The sequence below is a fragment of the Fulvivirga ulvae genome (genome assembly GCF_021389975.1).
Classification (GTDB): domain Bacteria; phylum Bacteroidota; class Bacteroidia; order Cytophagales; family Cyclobacteriaceae; genus Fulvivirga; species Fulvivirga ulvae.
The window spans coordinates 1,287,197-1,302,831 of record NZ_CP089981.1; the positions used below are offsets into that span (position 1 = coordinate 1,287,197).

The window sequence follows — 15,635 nt, forward strand, 5'->3', positions numbered from 1 at the left end:
AAGCCTTTGTTCATCATTAGGTTTCTGCTATATGTCGAATTATCTTTAATACGGCAATTTTAAGACGGTTATCTGGGTTAATTTTATGATATAAATGGAATAACGTGCAGAAGAAATTCACAGTATATTATCAACGGACACCACGGGTGCTGAAACATATAATCTTTTGGCTGGTGTTCATCAGTTTCTTTGCTGTGCTCTGGGGCAGCTTTAATGATGATTATTTACACCAGTTCAAGATGCAGCTGCTCTACCTGCCTGAAAAACTGTTTGCCACGTACATTGCCTTGTACATTCTCCTGCCCAAATACCTGTTGAAGGAAAAGTACTTCCTGTTCTTCTTCTGGGCAGTGGTCATACTGCTCATTGCAGGGCTTACCCACTGGCTAACCGCCTATTATATAGAGCGCCCCATTTATTATCCTGATGACGACTGGGGTGGTTTGTGGCATCCGTTAAAAATACTGAAATCTGCTACTTACATCTATCCAGTAGTGGTGCTGGCTACACTTATTAAATTTTTTAAACATTGGTACAGAACCCAGCAGGACTCTCAAAGCCTGGCAAGGGATAAACTACAGGCCGAGTTAAAATTTTTAAGGGCGCAGATACACCCTCACTTCCTCTTCAATACTCTGAATAACCTGTATGCCCTCGCACTAAAAAAATCTGATAGTGCCCCGGAGGTAGTTTTGAAACTGTCTGACCTGCTGAATTATATGCTTTATGAGTGTAATACAGATACAGTACCCCTAACCAAAGAGATTGAACTTGTAAAGAACTATGTAGCACTGGAAAAGCTCAGGTATGGGGACAGGCTGGACGTTTCATTCTCAGTAAGGGGTGACGTATCGGGGAAGACCATTGCTCCCATGCTGGTATTGCCTTTTGTGGAGAATAGCTTCAAGCATGGTGTAAGCGGTGAAACAGACCACTCATGGATCAGTATAGACCTGAACGTAAAGGACGACCTGCTGACTTTGAAGGTGGATAATAGTAAAAGTGCTGACCAGACCATAGATGAGCAAAACTACAGGGAAGGTATTGGTCTCCAAAATGTAAACCGAAGGCTGGAATTGCTGTATGGTGGCGGCTATGAATTGAAAATTCTGGATGCTGAAGATTCGTATCTGATAGTACTCAAACTGTATTTAAACGAATACGCACAAAAAACGTAAATAAAAAAATGAAGATCAGATGTATCATAGTGGACGATGAGCCTCTTGCCATTGAAGTCATCGAATCTTATATCAACCGGCTGGAAAATATTGAAATAGTTGCCAAATGCAGTAACGCTCTGAAGGCATTTGAGATCTTAAAAAAGGAGCCTGTAGACCTGATCTTTCTGGACATCCAAATGCCTAAGCTTACGGGACTTGATTTTGTAAAAACTCTTCAAAACCCGCCGAAGGTAATTATCACTACTGCCTACCGTGATTATGCCTTGGAAGGTTATGAATTAAATGTAGTGGATTATCTATTAAAGCCCATTTCATTTGAAAGGTTCCTGAAAGCCGTGAGCCGCGTGTACCATACAGAAATTTCTCCTGAAACAACACAAACCACTGATATAGAGTCGGAAGAAGCTTATATATACCTGAAAGCGGACAAGAAAATGGTCAAAGTACAGCTTAGGGACATTTTATACATTGAGAGCCTCAAAGACTATGTAAGGGTAAAAACGAGTGACAAAGAGGTAATAACCCATCAAAAAATAAGCTATCTGGAGGAAAAACTACCCGAAGAATGCTTCCTGCGTATTCATCGTTCATTTATAGTCGCCCTTAAAAAGGTGGAGACCTACTCTGCTACTTCCATAGAAGTGCCCGGCAAAGAACTACCCATTGGCAGACTTTATAAAGACCAGGTCCTGGAGGTATTGAATGCTAAGCATCAGATTTAACTGGGTGCTGGTTTCTGTGGCTAGCTTCTGGTTTCTGGTACTGGGTTTCTGGGTGACTGACCGTGCTTGCTTCAATCTTTGGTTTACTAATTTATGGTTCAAAAACACCCCTATAATCCCGTAAAGGGGATAGTAGTGTCGTAAAAATATTTAAACCCCGATTCTTTAATAAACACTGTTTGACCAATTACTGGTCAGCGATTGCCAAATACCGATCACCACACTAATACCCATATTTCTCCTTCCAGAGGGCTTTCAGGCGCTTTCTCATTTCTTCTTCGCGGGCATTTTTGCCGGGGTCGTAAAGTTTGAAATTTTTGATCTGCTCAGGAAGAAACTCCATGCTTACAAAGTTGTTGGCGAAGTCATGTGCATACTTGTAGCCCTGTCCATAGCCGGAGTCTTTCATAAGCTTGGTGGGGGCATTTCTTATAGACATGGGTACGGGCAGGTCACCGGTTTCCCGTACTATGGCTTTGGCTTTTTTAATGGCCATATAACTGGCATTGCTTTTGGGTGAGCAGGCCAGGTAGGTGGCGCATTGAGAAAGTATGATCTCTGCTTCTGGGTAACCTATCACATTTACGGCCTGGAAGGTATTGTTGGCAATCACCAGTGCAGTGGGATTGGCATTACCGATGTCCTCAGAGGCCATGATCAACATGCGGCGTGCAATAAACTTGACGTCTTCACCGCCCTCAATCATACGTGCCATGTAATAGACCGCGGCATTGGGATCGCTGCCTCTGAGAGATTTGATAAAAGCAGAAATAATATCGTAATGCTGCTCTCCGGATTTATCATAAATGGCCACGCGCTGCTGTGCTATGTCCATTACTTTTTCATCGGTGATCTCAATCTCATCACCAGCCAGTGAATCAAAAACAAGCTCCAGGAGGTTGAGCAGTTTGCGGGCATCGCCCCCGGAGATGTTGAGCATGGCCTTGTACTCTTTCAGGTGAACTTTCTTCTTTTTCAGCTTTTCATCCTTTTTCAGCACCATGTCGATCAGCCGGAGCAAATCTTCTTCGGTTAACGATCTCAGGGTATAGACCTGGCTACGGCTGAGCAAAGCTGAGTTTACTTCAAATGACGGGTTTTCAGTAGTTGCACCGATTAATGTAATAGTTCCTTTCTCCACAGCACCAAGTAGAGCATCTTGCTGTGATTTATTAAAGCGGTGGATCTCATCGATGAAGAGTATGGCTTTGGACTGTCTCTTTGCTTTTTCTATGACTTCCCTTACATCTTTAACACCTGCACTCACCGCACTTAGGGTATAGAATGGCGACTTTACCTGGTTGGCAATGATGTTGGCGATTGTAGTTTTACCTACTCCGGGAGGCCCCCAGAGTACCATAGACGGGACTACGCCTGATTTAATGGTCTTCCTTAAAATTCCTCCTTCTCCTACCAAATGTTCCTGGCCTATGAGCTCATCAAGGGACGCAGGCCGCATGCGTTCTGCCAAAGGTAAATTCAAATCAAACATCACAGTATTTTATTTTAAAGGTAACAATTTTCAATTCTTTAAATCATAGTTTTGGACATGCCCGGAAAGATAAAAATACACAGCGTACTCCTTTTTGTTACTCTGATCTATGGTGCCAACTACACGGTTGCAAAGTTCGTAATGCCGGAGTATTTAGAGCCCTTTGGCTTTATTGTTTTTCGGATTATTCTGGGCACTTTACTCTTTTGGGTTTTCAGCGCTGCTACCGGAGCGGATAAGATTAAATCGCGAAAGGATTTTGGACTGCTCTTTCTATGCGGCCTGTTTGGGGTAGCGGCCAACCAACTGCTGTTTTTCAAAGGCCTCAGCCTCACTAACCCGATCAATGGCTCGGTGATCATGACCACCTCTCCTATTATGGTGATGATTGTGGCTTATGCCCTGGGGAAAGAGGGTATTACGGTTAAAAAAATTATAGGTGTATTAATCGGAGCCCTCGGAGCCTATCTCCTTCTTACCAAGGATGGCGTTTCGCTAAGTGAAGGTACATTTCTGGGTGACCTGCTCATCCTCCTCAACGGATCATCCTACGCGGTCTACCTTGTGCTTGTAAAGCCTCTGATGGCCAAGTACAAAGCGATCACGGTTATAAAATGGGTATTTTTATTTGGTGGCATCATTGCCTTCCCTTTTGGTATCAGTGAGCTCAGCGCTGTCGATTGGGCCAGTATTCCGGTCTCTATCTGGCTTTGCATCGCTTATGTTATCCTTGCTGCTACATTTTTGGTTTATCTGCTTAATGTATGGTCGTTGAAGTTTGTAAATTCTTCTCTGGTTGGCAGTTATATTTATTTGCAACCGGTGTTTGCCACGCTGGTGGCTGTAGCATTTCGTGACGACCAACTGGATGTTTTTACCGTACTGTATTCTATGGTAATCATGCTTGGCGTATACCTCGTTAGTCAGAAATGATTGTATAGCTCGCTGGTTTTTGATAATTTAACGTGATTAATTAAAACCAGAACATAAAAATCATGAGTGGATTAATCTATTTAATTGGGCTTATTTGTGCGATTTGGGTTATTTATGATGTCTGGGTTGTCAATAAAAGGTTGGATGAAACTTCTAAACTTCTTTGGACTATCCTTGCAGTTTTTGCCAATATACTGGCAGCCATCATATATTACTTTATACACAAAAGGAGGGCTTACTAAGCTGCCCTCCTCCTTATCAATTACGATTTACGGAACCAATTCAGAAACTGAGCTGACTCAATACATTTATAGTGAAGTCTAATGCGTCATCATCAAAGTCCAGGTGTGTTACAAACCTTATTTCCCGCGGCCCAAAAGCTACTGCTTTAACACCTTTTTGATCAAGCCGCTGTAAAAATGCATCTGTAGTAATGCCTTGAGCCAGTTCAAAGATCAAAATATTGGTATCTACCGGAAGTACGTTGTTTACATAAGGCATATCTTCAAGCACTTTTCCTATTTTACGTGCTCGTTGATGATCTTCTGTCAGCCTTTGTACATGGTGATCGAGGGCATAAATACCGGCTGCTGCCAAATATCCGGCTTGTCGCATGCCTCCACCGAACACTTTGCGCATGCGCCGCGCTTTGCGGATATGCTCAGCTTTACCCAACAAAACAGAGCCGACCGGCGCTCCCAGGCCTTTAGACAGGCATATTGAAATGGTATCAAAATATTTCCCATAATCACACGGCTTATCACCGGTCTCTGCCAAGGCATTAAAAAGACGGGCACCGTCAAGGTGCATTTTAATACCTCGTGACATGCATGCCTCAGATATTTCTGCAATCTCGGACAAGGTATAATAGCTACCTCCTCCTTTGTTAACGGTATTCTCCAACGATACAATGGAAGATATGGGCAAATGAATATCATCAGCATTAACGTTGGCCAAAATATCGTCCAGATTAATCCTGCCTCTGTCACCTTCAAGCAGCCTGAATGACAGGCCACTGTTACCTGCCACACCACCACCTTCATATTTATAGATATGTGAGCCTTTGTAGCAAATCACTTCTTCGTAAGGGTTTGAAAGCACATTGATCCCTATTTGGTTTGTCATGGTGCCCGATGGACAAAAAATGGCCGTATCCATACCAAAAAGCCGTGCGCATTTTTCTTCCAACTCATTTACGGTAGGGTCTTCACCAAAAACATCGTCACCCACTCTGGCATGCATCATTGCCTCCAGCATGCCGGGCGTTGGTTTGGTCACTGTATCACTTCGAAGGTCTGCTATCATCGGGTATTATTTTTTTGTAAAAGCATTATTAAGATAAGGATTCAGGCTTACTCAAGCCTTACCGATCAAATATAATAAGTACCTGTACAATGCACCTATCTTCTCCGCTATGATATTTTTCATTTTTTGAACTACCTTAGGCCAAACTTTTCAGAAGCATGAAGAATAGTAAAGCAGCCATTGGTTTCATTTTTGTCACACTGCTGATCGATGTAATCGGCCTGGGCATTATTATTCCGGTAATGCCAACGCTTATTGCCGAGCTTATTAATGGAGACATCAGTGATGCGGCAGTTTACGGTGGCTGGCTGGTATTTGCCTATGCCTCTATGCAGTTTGTTTTCGCACCGGTGCTGGGAGGTTTAAGTGACAAGTTTGGCCGCCGTCCGGTATTGCTTTTTTCCCTTCTTGGTTTTGGTGTAGATTATATTTTCATGGCTTTGGCACCTACTATCGGCTGGCTGTTTGTAGGGAGGTTAATCTCCGGGATCACCGGAGCCAGCTTTACAACGGCATCAGCCTACATTGCTGATGTAAGCCCACCGGAAAAGCGTTCGCAAAACTTTGGCATTATCGGTGCAGCCTTCGGCTTAGGCTTCATTGTCGGGCCTCTCTTAGGTGGTGTGCTGGGTCAGTTTGGGCCTCGTGTCCCTTTTATGGCAGCGGCGGCACTGACGCTTATTAACTGGCTTTATGGCTATCTCGTACTGCCTGAATCCTTAAAGCAGGAAGACCGGCGACCTTTCGAATGGAGTCGTGCCAACCCGGTCGGTTCATTGCTTCAGTTTAAAAAATATCCTGTTATCCTCGGCCTGGTCTCGTCGCTGGTGCTGGTATATATTGCAGCTCATGCCACACAAAGCACCTGGGCATACTTTACTATGGAAAAATTCAAGTGGGGCGAAGACTGGGTCGGATATTCCCTCGCTTTTGTCGGCCTGATGGTAGCTCTGGTTCAGGGATTACTGATTCGCATTATTTTACCCAAGATAGGACAGGTAAAAGGTGTTTACATCGGGCTTTTTGTATACGCTGTTGGGTTCATGCTGTTCGCCTATGCTTATGAGGGCTGGATGATGTTTGCCTTTACGGTGATCTACGCCATGGGTGGACTTGCCGGTCCATCGTTGCAGGGTATTATGTCCAACCAGGTACCTGCTTCCGAACAAGGCGAGTTACAAGGTGGCCTCACCAGCCTGATTAGCGTAACTTCTATCGTGGGACCTCCTCTTATGACTGGTATATTTGCCTATTTTACCGATCCCAATGCTTATGAGGTTTATTTCCCGGGAGCACCTTTTGTTTTAGGGGCCTTGCTCACACTGATCAGCCTCGGCCTTGCATTCCGGACTTTTCAAAACCTTAAAACATGAGAAAAGGCTGCCTTTTACAGCAGCCTTTTATACAGATAATTAAAACACAAAATCCTATCTGGAGAACTTCACTATCCGGCCTCTTTGAAGCGGGTTGTTCGATTCATCTACAATTGAATACAGATAGATACCATTTTCCACATCATCAAGGGCAACTTCCCCATTGCTGTTCACATTTTTTACAGTGGTACCATTGATTGACTTTACTTCAATTTTCACCGGCTGGTTATCAGCAGTCAACGACAGTTGGTTTTTATCAGTTCTAAAGTTTTTCTCAACATTGGTCAGGTTGCCTTCAAACATATCCTCCGATTCCAGAACTGGTGCTTCTTCACCTGACATACGTGCGCTTGAAGCCTGGTAGCTGATGGTCTGGTTAAGCAACCATGCATACAGGTTGGTAATACCGGGATCGAAAGACCTTTTCCAGCTTTGCTCCTGGCTACCTGACTCCGTCACAAAATGTGTTGTGTTTGAAGTGCAGTTGTCAACTTTATTGTAGAAGCTCAGGGCATCATTATAATTATTTACTTCATCAAGCGTAGAGTTTGCCATATAAAGGGCAGCTCCACTTGAAGCTATGTTACAGCCTACCGAAAGAGGCATGGAGTAGCTGATTGCTGCTGCAGCTGCCCATCTGTTAGGGCTGTTGGTGCCGTCCATCAATCTGTAAAGGCCATCAACCGCTCCACCATCAAAGCCTACCAGGTAGATGCGATTTTGATCTACAGGGTAATTAGCCACTGCATAATTGTAGAACCTGTCTACTTTACCCTTCCAGAAGCCAGAACCTTTTTCGATCTGAGGGCTCAGTACAATGAAGCACTGACCATTGGCACAAATTTCTTTACCCTGATTGGCAAAATACATCGGGCCTTCTGCTTTTAAAAGATCAAGGTTCGTTCCCTCAGCTTTATCTGAATGCAAATAAATGATTACAGGGTACTTTCCAGACTCACTATAGGAAGATGGCAAATACTCCATATATGGCATGCCATCGGATGAAACCTTCTTCTCAATTGTTGCAACGGTATTAGTATCGTCTCCTGAGCCAGACCCAGAGCCATTTCCAACCACTACCGTAACCTGATCGCTCGCCTGGCCTCCATCATTGTCTTTAACGGTAACTTCCAGCACATAGGTACCTTCTACAAAATGTACCAGTGTAAGCTTGCTTCTGTCAGGGTTCCAGAGGCTGGCAGATGGTCCGCTTACTTTTTTCCAACTATAGGAAGCAATTGAACCGTCAGCGTCAGAAGCCTGGGCTACCAGGTAAATAGCAGTCTCTGATGTGCCAGCATTAACATCTGCACCGGCATTAACCGTTGGCAATTGGTTGGTAGTAGAACCACCACCTCCACCACCTGAAGATGCCTGCACGGTAAGCAATACATTGTCAGTAGCTTTGGCACCGTCATTATCTGTAACAGTAACCTTAAACTTATACGAACCTGCTGTAAGGCCTCCAACAGTTACGCTAGCTCTGTCGGCATTCCACAAGTTGGCTGTTGGCCCGCTTACCTGGGTCCAGGCAAAAGCAGCTATAGCACCATCGGGATCAGAAGCTGTAGCTTCAAAGCCTATGGATGTGGTTCCGGCAGGAGCGGTTACATCCTGACCTGCATTTACTACAGGGGGCTGGTTGGTAGTAGAACCACCACCTCCACCACCGCTGCCGCTGCCGTCAAGCGTGTGTGACAATAGCCATTCGTAAACATTTGGACTATATTGAGAATGGTCTGTTTTGTATACATCATTCCAAATCCAGTGTTCACCACCCTGAATAGCAGTAAATTGGTTGGTCTGTCCGTTACTCTCACAGTTATCGACTGAGTTATACATGGCAATACCTGAGTTAAAACCAATTACATCATCCGAAGTACCATGAAAAGCCCAAACAGGAATATTTCTTTCTGCTACAATACAACCTTTGTTGGTATTGCCCCATGCACAAAGCGGTGCAACAGCAGCGAGGTTGTTGTTTGAGTTTTCAACATCATAAGCTCTTTCCCAAACTCCGTTGCCACCCAGTGAAAGTCCAGTAAGGTAAATTCTGTTGGGGTCATAACGATAGTTATTTGGCCCATTAAGAATATAGTTCCAAAATTCCTGTTGAGCATAACCTGTCCAGTTACCGCTTCCTGTTAGCTGCGGTGATAATACGATAAAACACTCCTGCTTACCGTTGACATTAAAGCAAAGGCTTCCCTGATTTTCAATTTCTTTAGGAGGACCATTTTTGGCCACCTTGTACATATCGGCTGGTGAACTTCCTCTTTCTCCTGCGCCATGTAAAAAAATAAGTAGGGGATACTTTTTGGTAGGATTACTACTGTAACCAGGAGGTAAATGTTCCAAATACCCCTGGACCTTGTTCAGCGCCACTGTTTTGACTTTGTTGTGTTTAAGAGCTGAGTTCTGTGCAAAACTTACAAAACCAGCCAGGATTAAAAGTGTTGTGATTGTTAACTTCATTAATCTGTGAGTTAAACTTAAAAAATTGATTTTAGACAGTTAAAGGTGTGGATCAAATGCTACACTCAACAACCTCAATTAACTGATGCTGCAAATGTATAGGGTAGGAAAAGTTATTGTACTATAAGAATATATGAGGCGCAGGTTCTGTCGACGAAACCAGCATATCATCTTTGGCCGTCAAGAGGGCCAATAAAATATTAACGCTTAATAGGTTAGCCTGTTAAGCGGCTTTTTTGGGGTGGGTAAATTTCTCCCCACCTTAAGCGGGGAGAAACGTGGACAATAGAGATTGACTGAAAGCTTCGTTTATTTTGCTCATTGCGGGGGTATCAGGATAGCGCTGATTAACTTCAAGTTCTATTCCTAAATAAGCACTACCTGGAAATTTGGTTCTCAAATAGGTAGTAAATCCATCATCAGCTCCATTGTAAGGACAGTTGAGCATAATTAGCCGATCTGGTAACATATTATCAAGCCGTCCTTTCCATTGATTGCAAAATTCTCTTTCTTCAATACGGGACTCATCATACAAAAGCCCTACATCCACAGCCCTCACTATACCATTGAGCTGAGGAGTGAAGGTGTGAATGGAAAGGTGTAATACAGTTTCTCCCGCAGCTATAAAATCCTTGATCCTGTTTTCAATCTCATCACGGTATGGATGATAATATTTAGCCAGAAGCGCGTTTTTAATACTCCTGTCAATATTATGAGTGTATTCGCTGAACAGTTCTTTATTATCCAGCGATCTGTTGGTTTCAATCAGTAGTCGTGACACTTTCTGATAAAACATTGGTGCTTCAAGGTGTCGGGCCAAATATTTTGCAATACCAAGACTTCCCGGGTCCCAACCACGATGAGACTCCAAAGCCTCTTCAGCATTGGCAAACATGAATTTATAATCTTTTGGTATATAGTTACCCGCATGCTCACATGAAATCAAAATTTTTCTTCCACGCATAATTCAAACATTTCGTTATACATTAAACAATCCGACAACTCTCGGTAAACCAGGTTAATATTTTCAACTGAATAAACACCTGCCAATGATTTCAATATTCTGCTTGCCAGTGTTCCCTGGGTCAGGATAATATTTAGCTCTGCAAGCCATGGCTTTATTTCTTTAGGGTGCTGCTTTTCCGCCTTTTTGAGTATCTCACTCCAAAGTGCTCCGGCAGTCATGTGCTCATGTCCGGAAACACCAAACATTTCAAAGTAAGCAGCATTATCAATCACGGCATTCTCCCCATATTTGATCGTTTCCTGAAATATGGCATAAAGGGGCTCTATTTCCCACTTCTGCTGATCATGAAAGGAAGTAAACTTCTCATTGACGAGCATTTTCAAAAGCGTAATGACCAGAGCCAGTATGGCAAGATCCGCTTTGGGGCATTCCTGAATGTCCAGAATACGAATTTCGATAGATCCTCTGTCAAATCTGGCTATGGCACCACGGGAATTCAGCCATACCGGCTGTAATATCTTATTAGGATCGTGAGGTGCAATATCATGGGCAATACGATCATAGATCAGTTTATGGTATTGCCTTTTTGAAAATGCTCTTTCAGGAATTACTTTTCCGGTCAGCGATGGTATTACGCGCTGGTTTTTTTGGTAGTAATCCAGTCGTTTATCTAAAAATCCCGTGTTTTTACCACCCAAAACCGGTGAACTGGCAGCTATCGCCGGTAACAGAGGCAACACCAGCCTGATGGCTGCATGTAGTCTGGCAAACTCTTCATCGTCATAAAATGGCAGGTTTAAGTGAGTACTTTGAAGATTGGACCATCCATGACCACAACAGTTGAATATCTTGTTGTAGGCGTCATAGATCTCGTTACTCTCATGAGGCCATAAAAACGTTTCCCTGTTAGGGTCCATCAAGGGGTGGGCCGCCGTTGGCATCAATTGTGAATTGAAAGATGCGAGCTCTTTATTCACATTTTTGATATTTTTATGAAATTCTTCGCCCATTTCCACAAGGTCAGGCTCAGGCTTTGAGCACTTTAGCTCTACGACATGTAGTACCAACTCATTGCACCAGCTTACTTTACCTCTATTTATCTCACTTACATATTCATTGCTGATCTTTTTGAAGAGCTCATCCGTAATTGGCTTTATGGCCAGTGATTCCTTGTTAACTATCATGTATTCCAGCTCTATACCATAGCCCTGGAACAGGTGTAATCTAGAATTACTCATCGTTTTTGTATCCTCTCGAGAAAGGTTTCCATAATTTTTGTGTACAGGCCGTTTTTAATTATCCTGTCTTCCACACCGGCGTCTATGTTGGGATTATCGTTGATCTCAATTACATAAAACTTGCCATTGATTTCTTTGATATCTACCCCATACAGGCCATTCCCTATCAGCGCCGTTGATTTTAGAGCCGTATCTATAAGTGCTTTGGGGGCATCAGCGACAGCTACAGTTTCACTTTTTCCCTCACGGTGCTCTCCATTCTTCTTCCAGTCCACAATCTGCCAGTGATTTTGAGCCATAAAATACTTACACACATACAATGGCTGTTTATTGATCACCCCAACCCGCCAGTCATATGAGGTAGGTATGAACTCCTGAACGATTAGTAGCTCAGATTTCTGAAAAAGATCCTTCAATGTTTCTGCCAGCTGCTTTTCGTCCGATACCTTCTTTACTCCTTTGGAAAACGAGCCGTCAGGTTGCTTGATGACCATGGGGTAATTGAAATTATCCGGAATTTTCTGACTGTCTTTTCTAAGGATGAATGACTTGGGGACAGCTATTTTATTAGCAACCAGCAATTCGTGCAGATATACTTTGTTGGTGCATTTTAGTATTGAGTTAGAATCATCGATCACTACAAGGCCTTCGGACTCTGCTTTTTTGGCAAACCTATAGGTATAGTGATTTACATTAGTGGTTTCTCTGATAAACAGGGCATCAAACTGAACGAGTTTACCAAAGTCGTTTTTAGTGATCACCTCTGTATTAAACCCTAACTTATCTGCTGCTGCAATAAACTTCTGAATAGCTTTAGGGCTTGATGGCGGCGTAGCATCTTCAGGGCTCATGAGTATGGCCAGATCATATTTCTTCCGGCTATATTTTTTCCTAACCACCTTTTTACCTGTAATATAGAAAAACAACGCTTCCTGAAGCTTCTTGCTGTTGCTTTCATCAAGATCTTTCAAGTGAAGGGGCTTCAAAGCCTGCAATTGCCATTTATCCTTTTTTACAAATACTGCCTGGATAATTGGTATCTGAAAGAGATTGAACAGTAAAACACCAATTTTGGAAAATTGCAGGTTATCGACCTGACCAAACATAATATGGATAACAACCTTATTTTCTGTCTGTGTTTTCAGGCTACTTTGAATCAGGTCATTAAACTCCTCAGCATCATCCCTGATTAATGACGGGAAACGGAAGTCCTGAAGGGTGGCGATTTCGGGTATAACCTTATGCCCCCTGGCCTCGGCAAGCAGCGATACATAATACCCTAGGCTCTGATACTGATGCGACCTGCATAAGTTGATGATCTTATAAGCTTTTGATTCCTGATACTCAGGCTTGCTAAAATACTCTGAAGGCGAGATCACTTCAGCGCCTTCAGACTTTAGGTTCCATTTTTCCGGGGTTTCTGTAATAATTAATTTCGGCATTATTTTTTAGGATATATGATTAGCAAATTGGCATCGTAAGTCATTACGCCAAGCATAATAGAGTTAATAAGTTTTTGAAAGCTTACTTTATAGTATTGCTTTTCACTAATAGGGTTAGGATCTAACGGATCGGCAATTAGTGCCAGCCTCTTCTCCTGGTTAAACCCATTGATGATTACAAAATGCCCGGTAGGCACGCCGTTGATATCATCATACCTGATCACGTATTCTCCCGTACCGGTTATAAACTCTTCGGTCTCGCGGGGGCTTTCGTACAAATAAGTAGAACTTAATCCAGTGAGAATCGGCATCTTCTTGGTTAGGAAGTATTTTATCAGGCTTGGGGTCAGCTCTTCAAATTTCAACTTGCCTCCATTTGATAAAAACTGTAGATAACCGGCAGTAGCTACCTGTAGCTTCTCATCATCCGGCTTGGCCTTCAACTGTTCTTTTAATTTAACTGTAAGATCAACTTTTTGTTTAAACCAGGACGGGTCAAACGTACTTATGTTATAGGTGTAAATTGTGGCATTATAGCCCCTCTTCAGGGCATGGTTAGCAAGCAGTACTGCAATGGTTCCCCCCGAAGCCAACTGCTTTACTTCATCTATTACCTGCCTGAGAGGTACATTATCATTATAATATTGATAAACACCATGCAGGCAGGTGGGCCCGCAGGTCACATCATCTGGCTGAGCTTTTATGTTCAAATCCAGAACCTTTTCTTTGGTTTTTAACAGCATCTTTGCCTAATTTTCTAATTCACATTTTTGACGGTGTTTTAATAAAAAGTCACCCTGTTTTAATGATTGATAAAAATATTTCCGACGAACAGTTGATCCTTCTTCTTCAGGATGTCTATAATCCGGGGTATTTTTCTTTGCTTGTTCAAAGGCATGAAAAGTATATTCTCCGGAAATGCATGAGTTATGTCAAAAGTGAGGATGTGGCCGAAGATCTCTGCCAGGAAATTTTGATCAAACTTTTTATCAACATCAAGTCTTTTAAGGGTGAAGCACGTTTTTCGACCTGGCTTTTTTCCATTATTCACAATACTTGCATTGACCATTTGAGAAAAAACAAAAAGAATGTAAGACAGGTAATAACGGAAAAGATGGCTGAAGAAGTAGCCGAAATGATCGAGGGCGTTGATGAAGTGCCTGAGGAGCTATCCATTAAAATACTGGACAACCTTCTGGATGAGATTTCCCCGGAGGAAAAAATGATATTACTGCTCAAGTACAAGGAAAAACACCCGATCAAAGACATCCAGCTTACCCTTGGCCTCTCTGAGAGCGCTGTTAAAATGAGGTTAAAAAGGGCAAAAAGCAAGGTAAACAAACTCTATCAGACATACCGCTCCAAACAAAAGTCCTAGATTATCTTTGTTATAAAAGTATCCAGTACTTCTACCAGAATCAGTATGATAATGATCCACTCCAGTTTGCTGCTTTCGTTCTGATGGTACAATTCCATAAAGGCATCGAGGTTATCCTCTACTATGCCGAAGGTATTTTCGATAGAGCGGTATCTGAGACCAAGGTCAAAGTGTTTTGAAAGCGTACTGTTGACTTTTTCGAGGTATTCGTTGTTCCAGGTGACGGGAGGAGCATCAAAGATATAGAGGTTTTCGGCAATCTTGTTCTTTGTGTTTAAAGCCTTTCCGATAAACTTCATAATGTTCTTTCGGCTTATTTTTAACTTTCCCTCTTCCTCCATTTGAGTGGTAAAGCCGCGCACCCTCATCAAAAGGTCCTGAGATACTGTGTCAAAATACATGAGGGCTACGCTTTGCGCCACATTAAGCATGGCAATTTTAATAGTCTCCTGATTGATCAGTTGAAGGCTAAGGCTATTGAATTCTACTTTCAATTCATTCAGATCACCTATCTTGAGCACAAAATCATCTGCCGGAAGCAGGGCCTTGGAAACTCCGGGGAAATAGCGGCTAAAAGCAATGCCCATTTCCTTTTCACTCATATTATAAAAAGTGATAACGCCATAGTTAAATATGAAAATGTATTGCTCTTTACCTGTTTCAATAAACAGGTCGGTTTTGGTTTCCGCAACTATCTTCTCGCTGACTTTATCTCTACAGCCCCGGATATCAATATTACCGGTTAAATGATAAGCGCTGATTTTCAATTCTTTATTATCTGACATAATTTATCCTATTTATGATATACTGGTCAGACGAGGCTTCGTTTAAAAGTCACTAATTAAAATAAGGATTTTAGCTGTCTGCAAAGGGTCTTTGGCGGGATATACTATTTGACTGAAAATGTGACTTTTGCTAAAACGAACGTCACATGAATGGATACCAAATATAGAAATCATGAAAAAGGTCCGGCCTATGACAGTCTCCTCCAACCTGGTGGCTGCCACTATCAATGAGCATCCGGAACAGTCTGTAAGTCTGGAGGTAAAGCGCACGCAGGAAGCAAAGTCCTACAAAACAATATTAAAAAAGGGGAAACATAAGAAAGGGTAGTACGCATAAAACTGCA

The 15,635-nt window shown here is 42.6% G+C and carries 15 protein-coding genes; 7 read left to right on the plus strand and 8 right to left on the minus strand.

Annotated features, from left to right (window positions below; genetic code table 11):
- Nucleotides 1–104: 104 nt before the first annotated feature.
- Together LVD17_RS05375 and LVD17_RS05380 are read left to right on the plus strand one after the other, a co-directional pair.
- A complete protein-coding gene (locus LVD17_RS05375; RefSeq protein ID WP_233765256.1) occupies nt 105–1,178 on the plus strand; it encodes a sensor histidine kinase in 1,074 nt (357 codons plus the stop codon).
- Nucleotides 1,179–1,186: 8 nt separating this feature from the next.
- Complete coding sequence (locus LVD17_RS05380) at nt 1,187–1,903, plus strand: LytR/AlgR family response regulator transcription factor (RefSeq protein ID WP_233765257.1); 717 nt, start codon at nt 1,187–1,189, stop codon at nt 1,901–1,903.
- 223 nt (nt 1,904–2,126) lie between these two features.
- Here LVD17_RS05380 and LVD17_RS05385 read toward each other — a convergent pair whose 3' ends face one another.
- Nucleotides 2,127–3,395 (minus strand): replication-associated recombination protein A, encoded by a 1,269-nt coding sequence (locus LVD17_RS05385; RefSeq protein ID WP_233765258.1) that lies wholly within the window; start codon nt 3,393–3,395, stop codon nt 2,127–2,129.
- Between the two features lie 57 nt (nt 3,396–3,452).
- Here LVD17_RS05385 and LVD17_RS05390 point away from each other — a divergent pair, with 57 nt between their 5' ends.
- Both LVD17_RS05390 and LVD17_RS28780 read left to right on the plus strand, forming a co-directional pair.
- The gene (locus LVD17_RS05390; protein WP_233765259.1) at nt 3,453–4,328 is read left to right on the plus strand and encodes a DMT family transporter; all 876 of its coding nucleotides are present in this window, start codon (nt 3,453–3,455) and stop codon (nt 4,326–4,328) included.
- 62 nt (nt 4,329–4,390) lie between these two features.
- Entirely contained in the window at nt 4,391–4,570 is a 180-nt protein-coding gene (locus LVD17_RS28780) for a PLDc N-terminal domain-containing protein (RefSeq protein ID WP_155174278.1), read from the plus strand.
- 40 nt (nt 4,571–4,610) lie between these two features.
- Here the strand turns inward: LVD17_RS28780 and LVD17_RS05395 are convergent, their stop codons facing one another.
- The gene (locus LVD17_RS05395; protein ID WP_233765260.1) at nt 4,611–5,633 is read right to left on the minus strand and encodes a threonine aldolase family protein; all 1,023 of its coding nucleotides are present in this window, start codon (nt 5,631–5,633) and stop codon (nt 4,611–4,613) included.
- A 158-nt stretch (nt 5,634–5,791) separates the two neighbouring features.
- Here LVD17_RS05395 and LVD17_RS05400 point away from each other — a divergent pair, with 158 nt between their 5' ends.
- Nucleotides 5,792–7,006, plus strand: coding sequence for a TCR/Tet family MFS transporter (locus tag LVD17_RS05400; protein WP_233765261.1), 1,215 nt, complete (start codon nt 5,792–5,794; stop codon nt 7,004–7,006).
- A gap of 54 nt (nt 7,007–7,060) precedes the next feature.
- Here the strand turns inward: LVD17_RS05400 and LVD17_RS05405 are convergent, their stop codons facing one another.
- The 5 genes from LVD17_RS05405 to LVD17_RS05425 form a co-directional block, all read right to left on the minus strand.
- Nucleotides 7,061–9,481, minus strand: coding sequence for a carboxylesterase family protein (locus tag LVD17_RS05405; RefSeq protein WP_233765262.1), 2,421 nt, complete (start codon nt 9,479–9,481; stop codon nt 7,061–7,063).
- Between the two features lie 262 nt (nt 9,482–9,743).
- Nucleotides 9,744–10,445 carry an N-formylglutamate amidohydrolase gene (locus LVD17_RS05410; RefSeq protein ID WP_233765263.1) on the minus strand — a complete coding sequence of 234 codons (702 nt, stop codon included), beginning with the start codon at nt 10,443–10,445 and terminating at the stop codon, nt 9,744–9,746.
- On the minus strand, nt 10,424–11,686 hold the full coding sequence (locus tag LVD17_RS05415; protein WP_233765265.1) for a carboxylate-amine ligase: 1,263 nt from the start codon (nt 11,684–11,686) through the stop codon (nt 10,424–10,426). The genes LVD17_RS05410 and LVD17_RS05415 overlap by 22 nt, the downstream gene beginning before the upstream one ends.
- A complete protein-coding gene (locus tag LVD17_RS05420) occupies nt 11,683–13,128 on the minus strand; it encodes a RimK family ATP-grasp domain-containing protein (protein WP_233765267.1) in 1,446 nt (481 codons plus the stop codon). Before LVD17_RS05420 ends, LVD17_RS05415 begins: the two co-directional genes overlap by 4 nt.
- Nucleotides 13,128–13,871, minus strand: coding sequence for a peptidase-C39 like family protein (locus LVD17_RS05425; protein ID WP_233765269.1), 744 nt, complete (start codon nt 13,869–13,871; stop codon nt 13,128–13,130). The genes LVD17_RS05420 and LVD17_RS05425 overlap by 1 nt, the downstream gene beginning before the upstream one ends.
- A gap of 62 nt (nt 13,872–13,933) precedes the next feature.
- Between LVD17_RS05425 and LVD17_RS05430 the strand changes: the two genes are divergently transcribed.
- On the plus strand, nt 13,934–14,506 hold the full coding sequence (locus LVD17_RS05430; RefSeq protein ID WP_233765271.1) for an RNA polymerase sigma factor: 573 nt from the start codon (nt 13,934–13,936) through the stop codon (nt 14,504–14,506).
- Here LVD17_RS05430 and LVD17_RS05435 read toward each other — a convergent pair.
- Entirely contained in the window at nt 14,503–15,291 is a 789-nt protein-coding gene (locus LVD17_RS05435) for an RMD1 family protein (protein ID WP_233765273.1), read from the minus strand. The two genes, LVD17_RS05430 and LVD17_RS05435, sit on opposite strands and share 4 nt — an antisense overlap.
- Nucleotides 15,292–15,463: 172 nt before the next feature.
- Between LVD17_RS05435 and LVD17_RS05440 the strand changes: the two genes are divergently transcribed.
- Nucleotides 15,464–15,619 (plus strand): hypothetical protein, encoded by a 156-nt coding sequence (locus LVD17_RS05440; RefSeq protein WP_233765275.1) that lies wholly within the window; start codon nt 15,464–15,466, stop codon nt 15,617–15,619.
- Nucleotides 15,620–15,635: the final 16 nt, after the last annotated feature.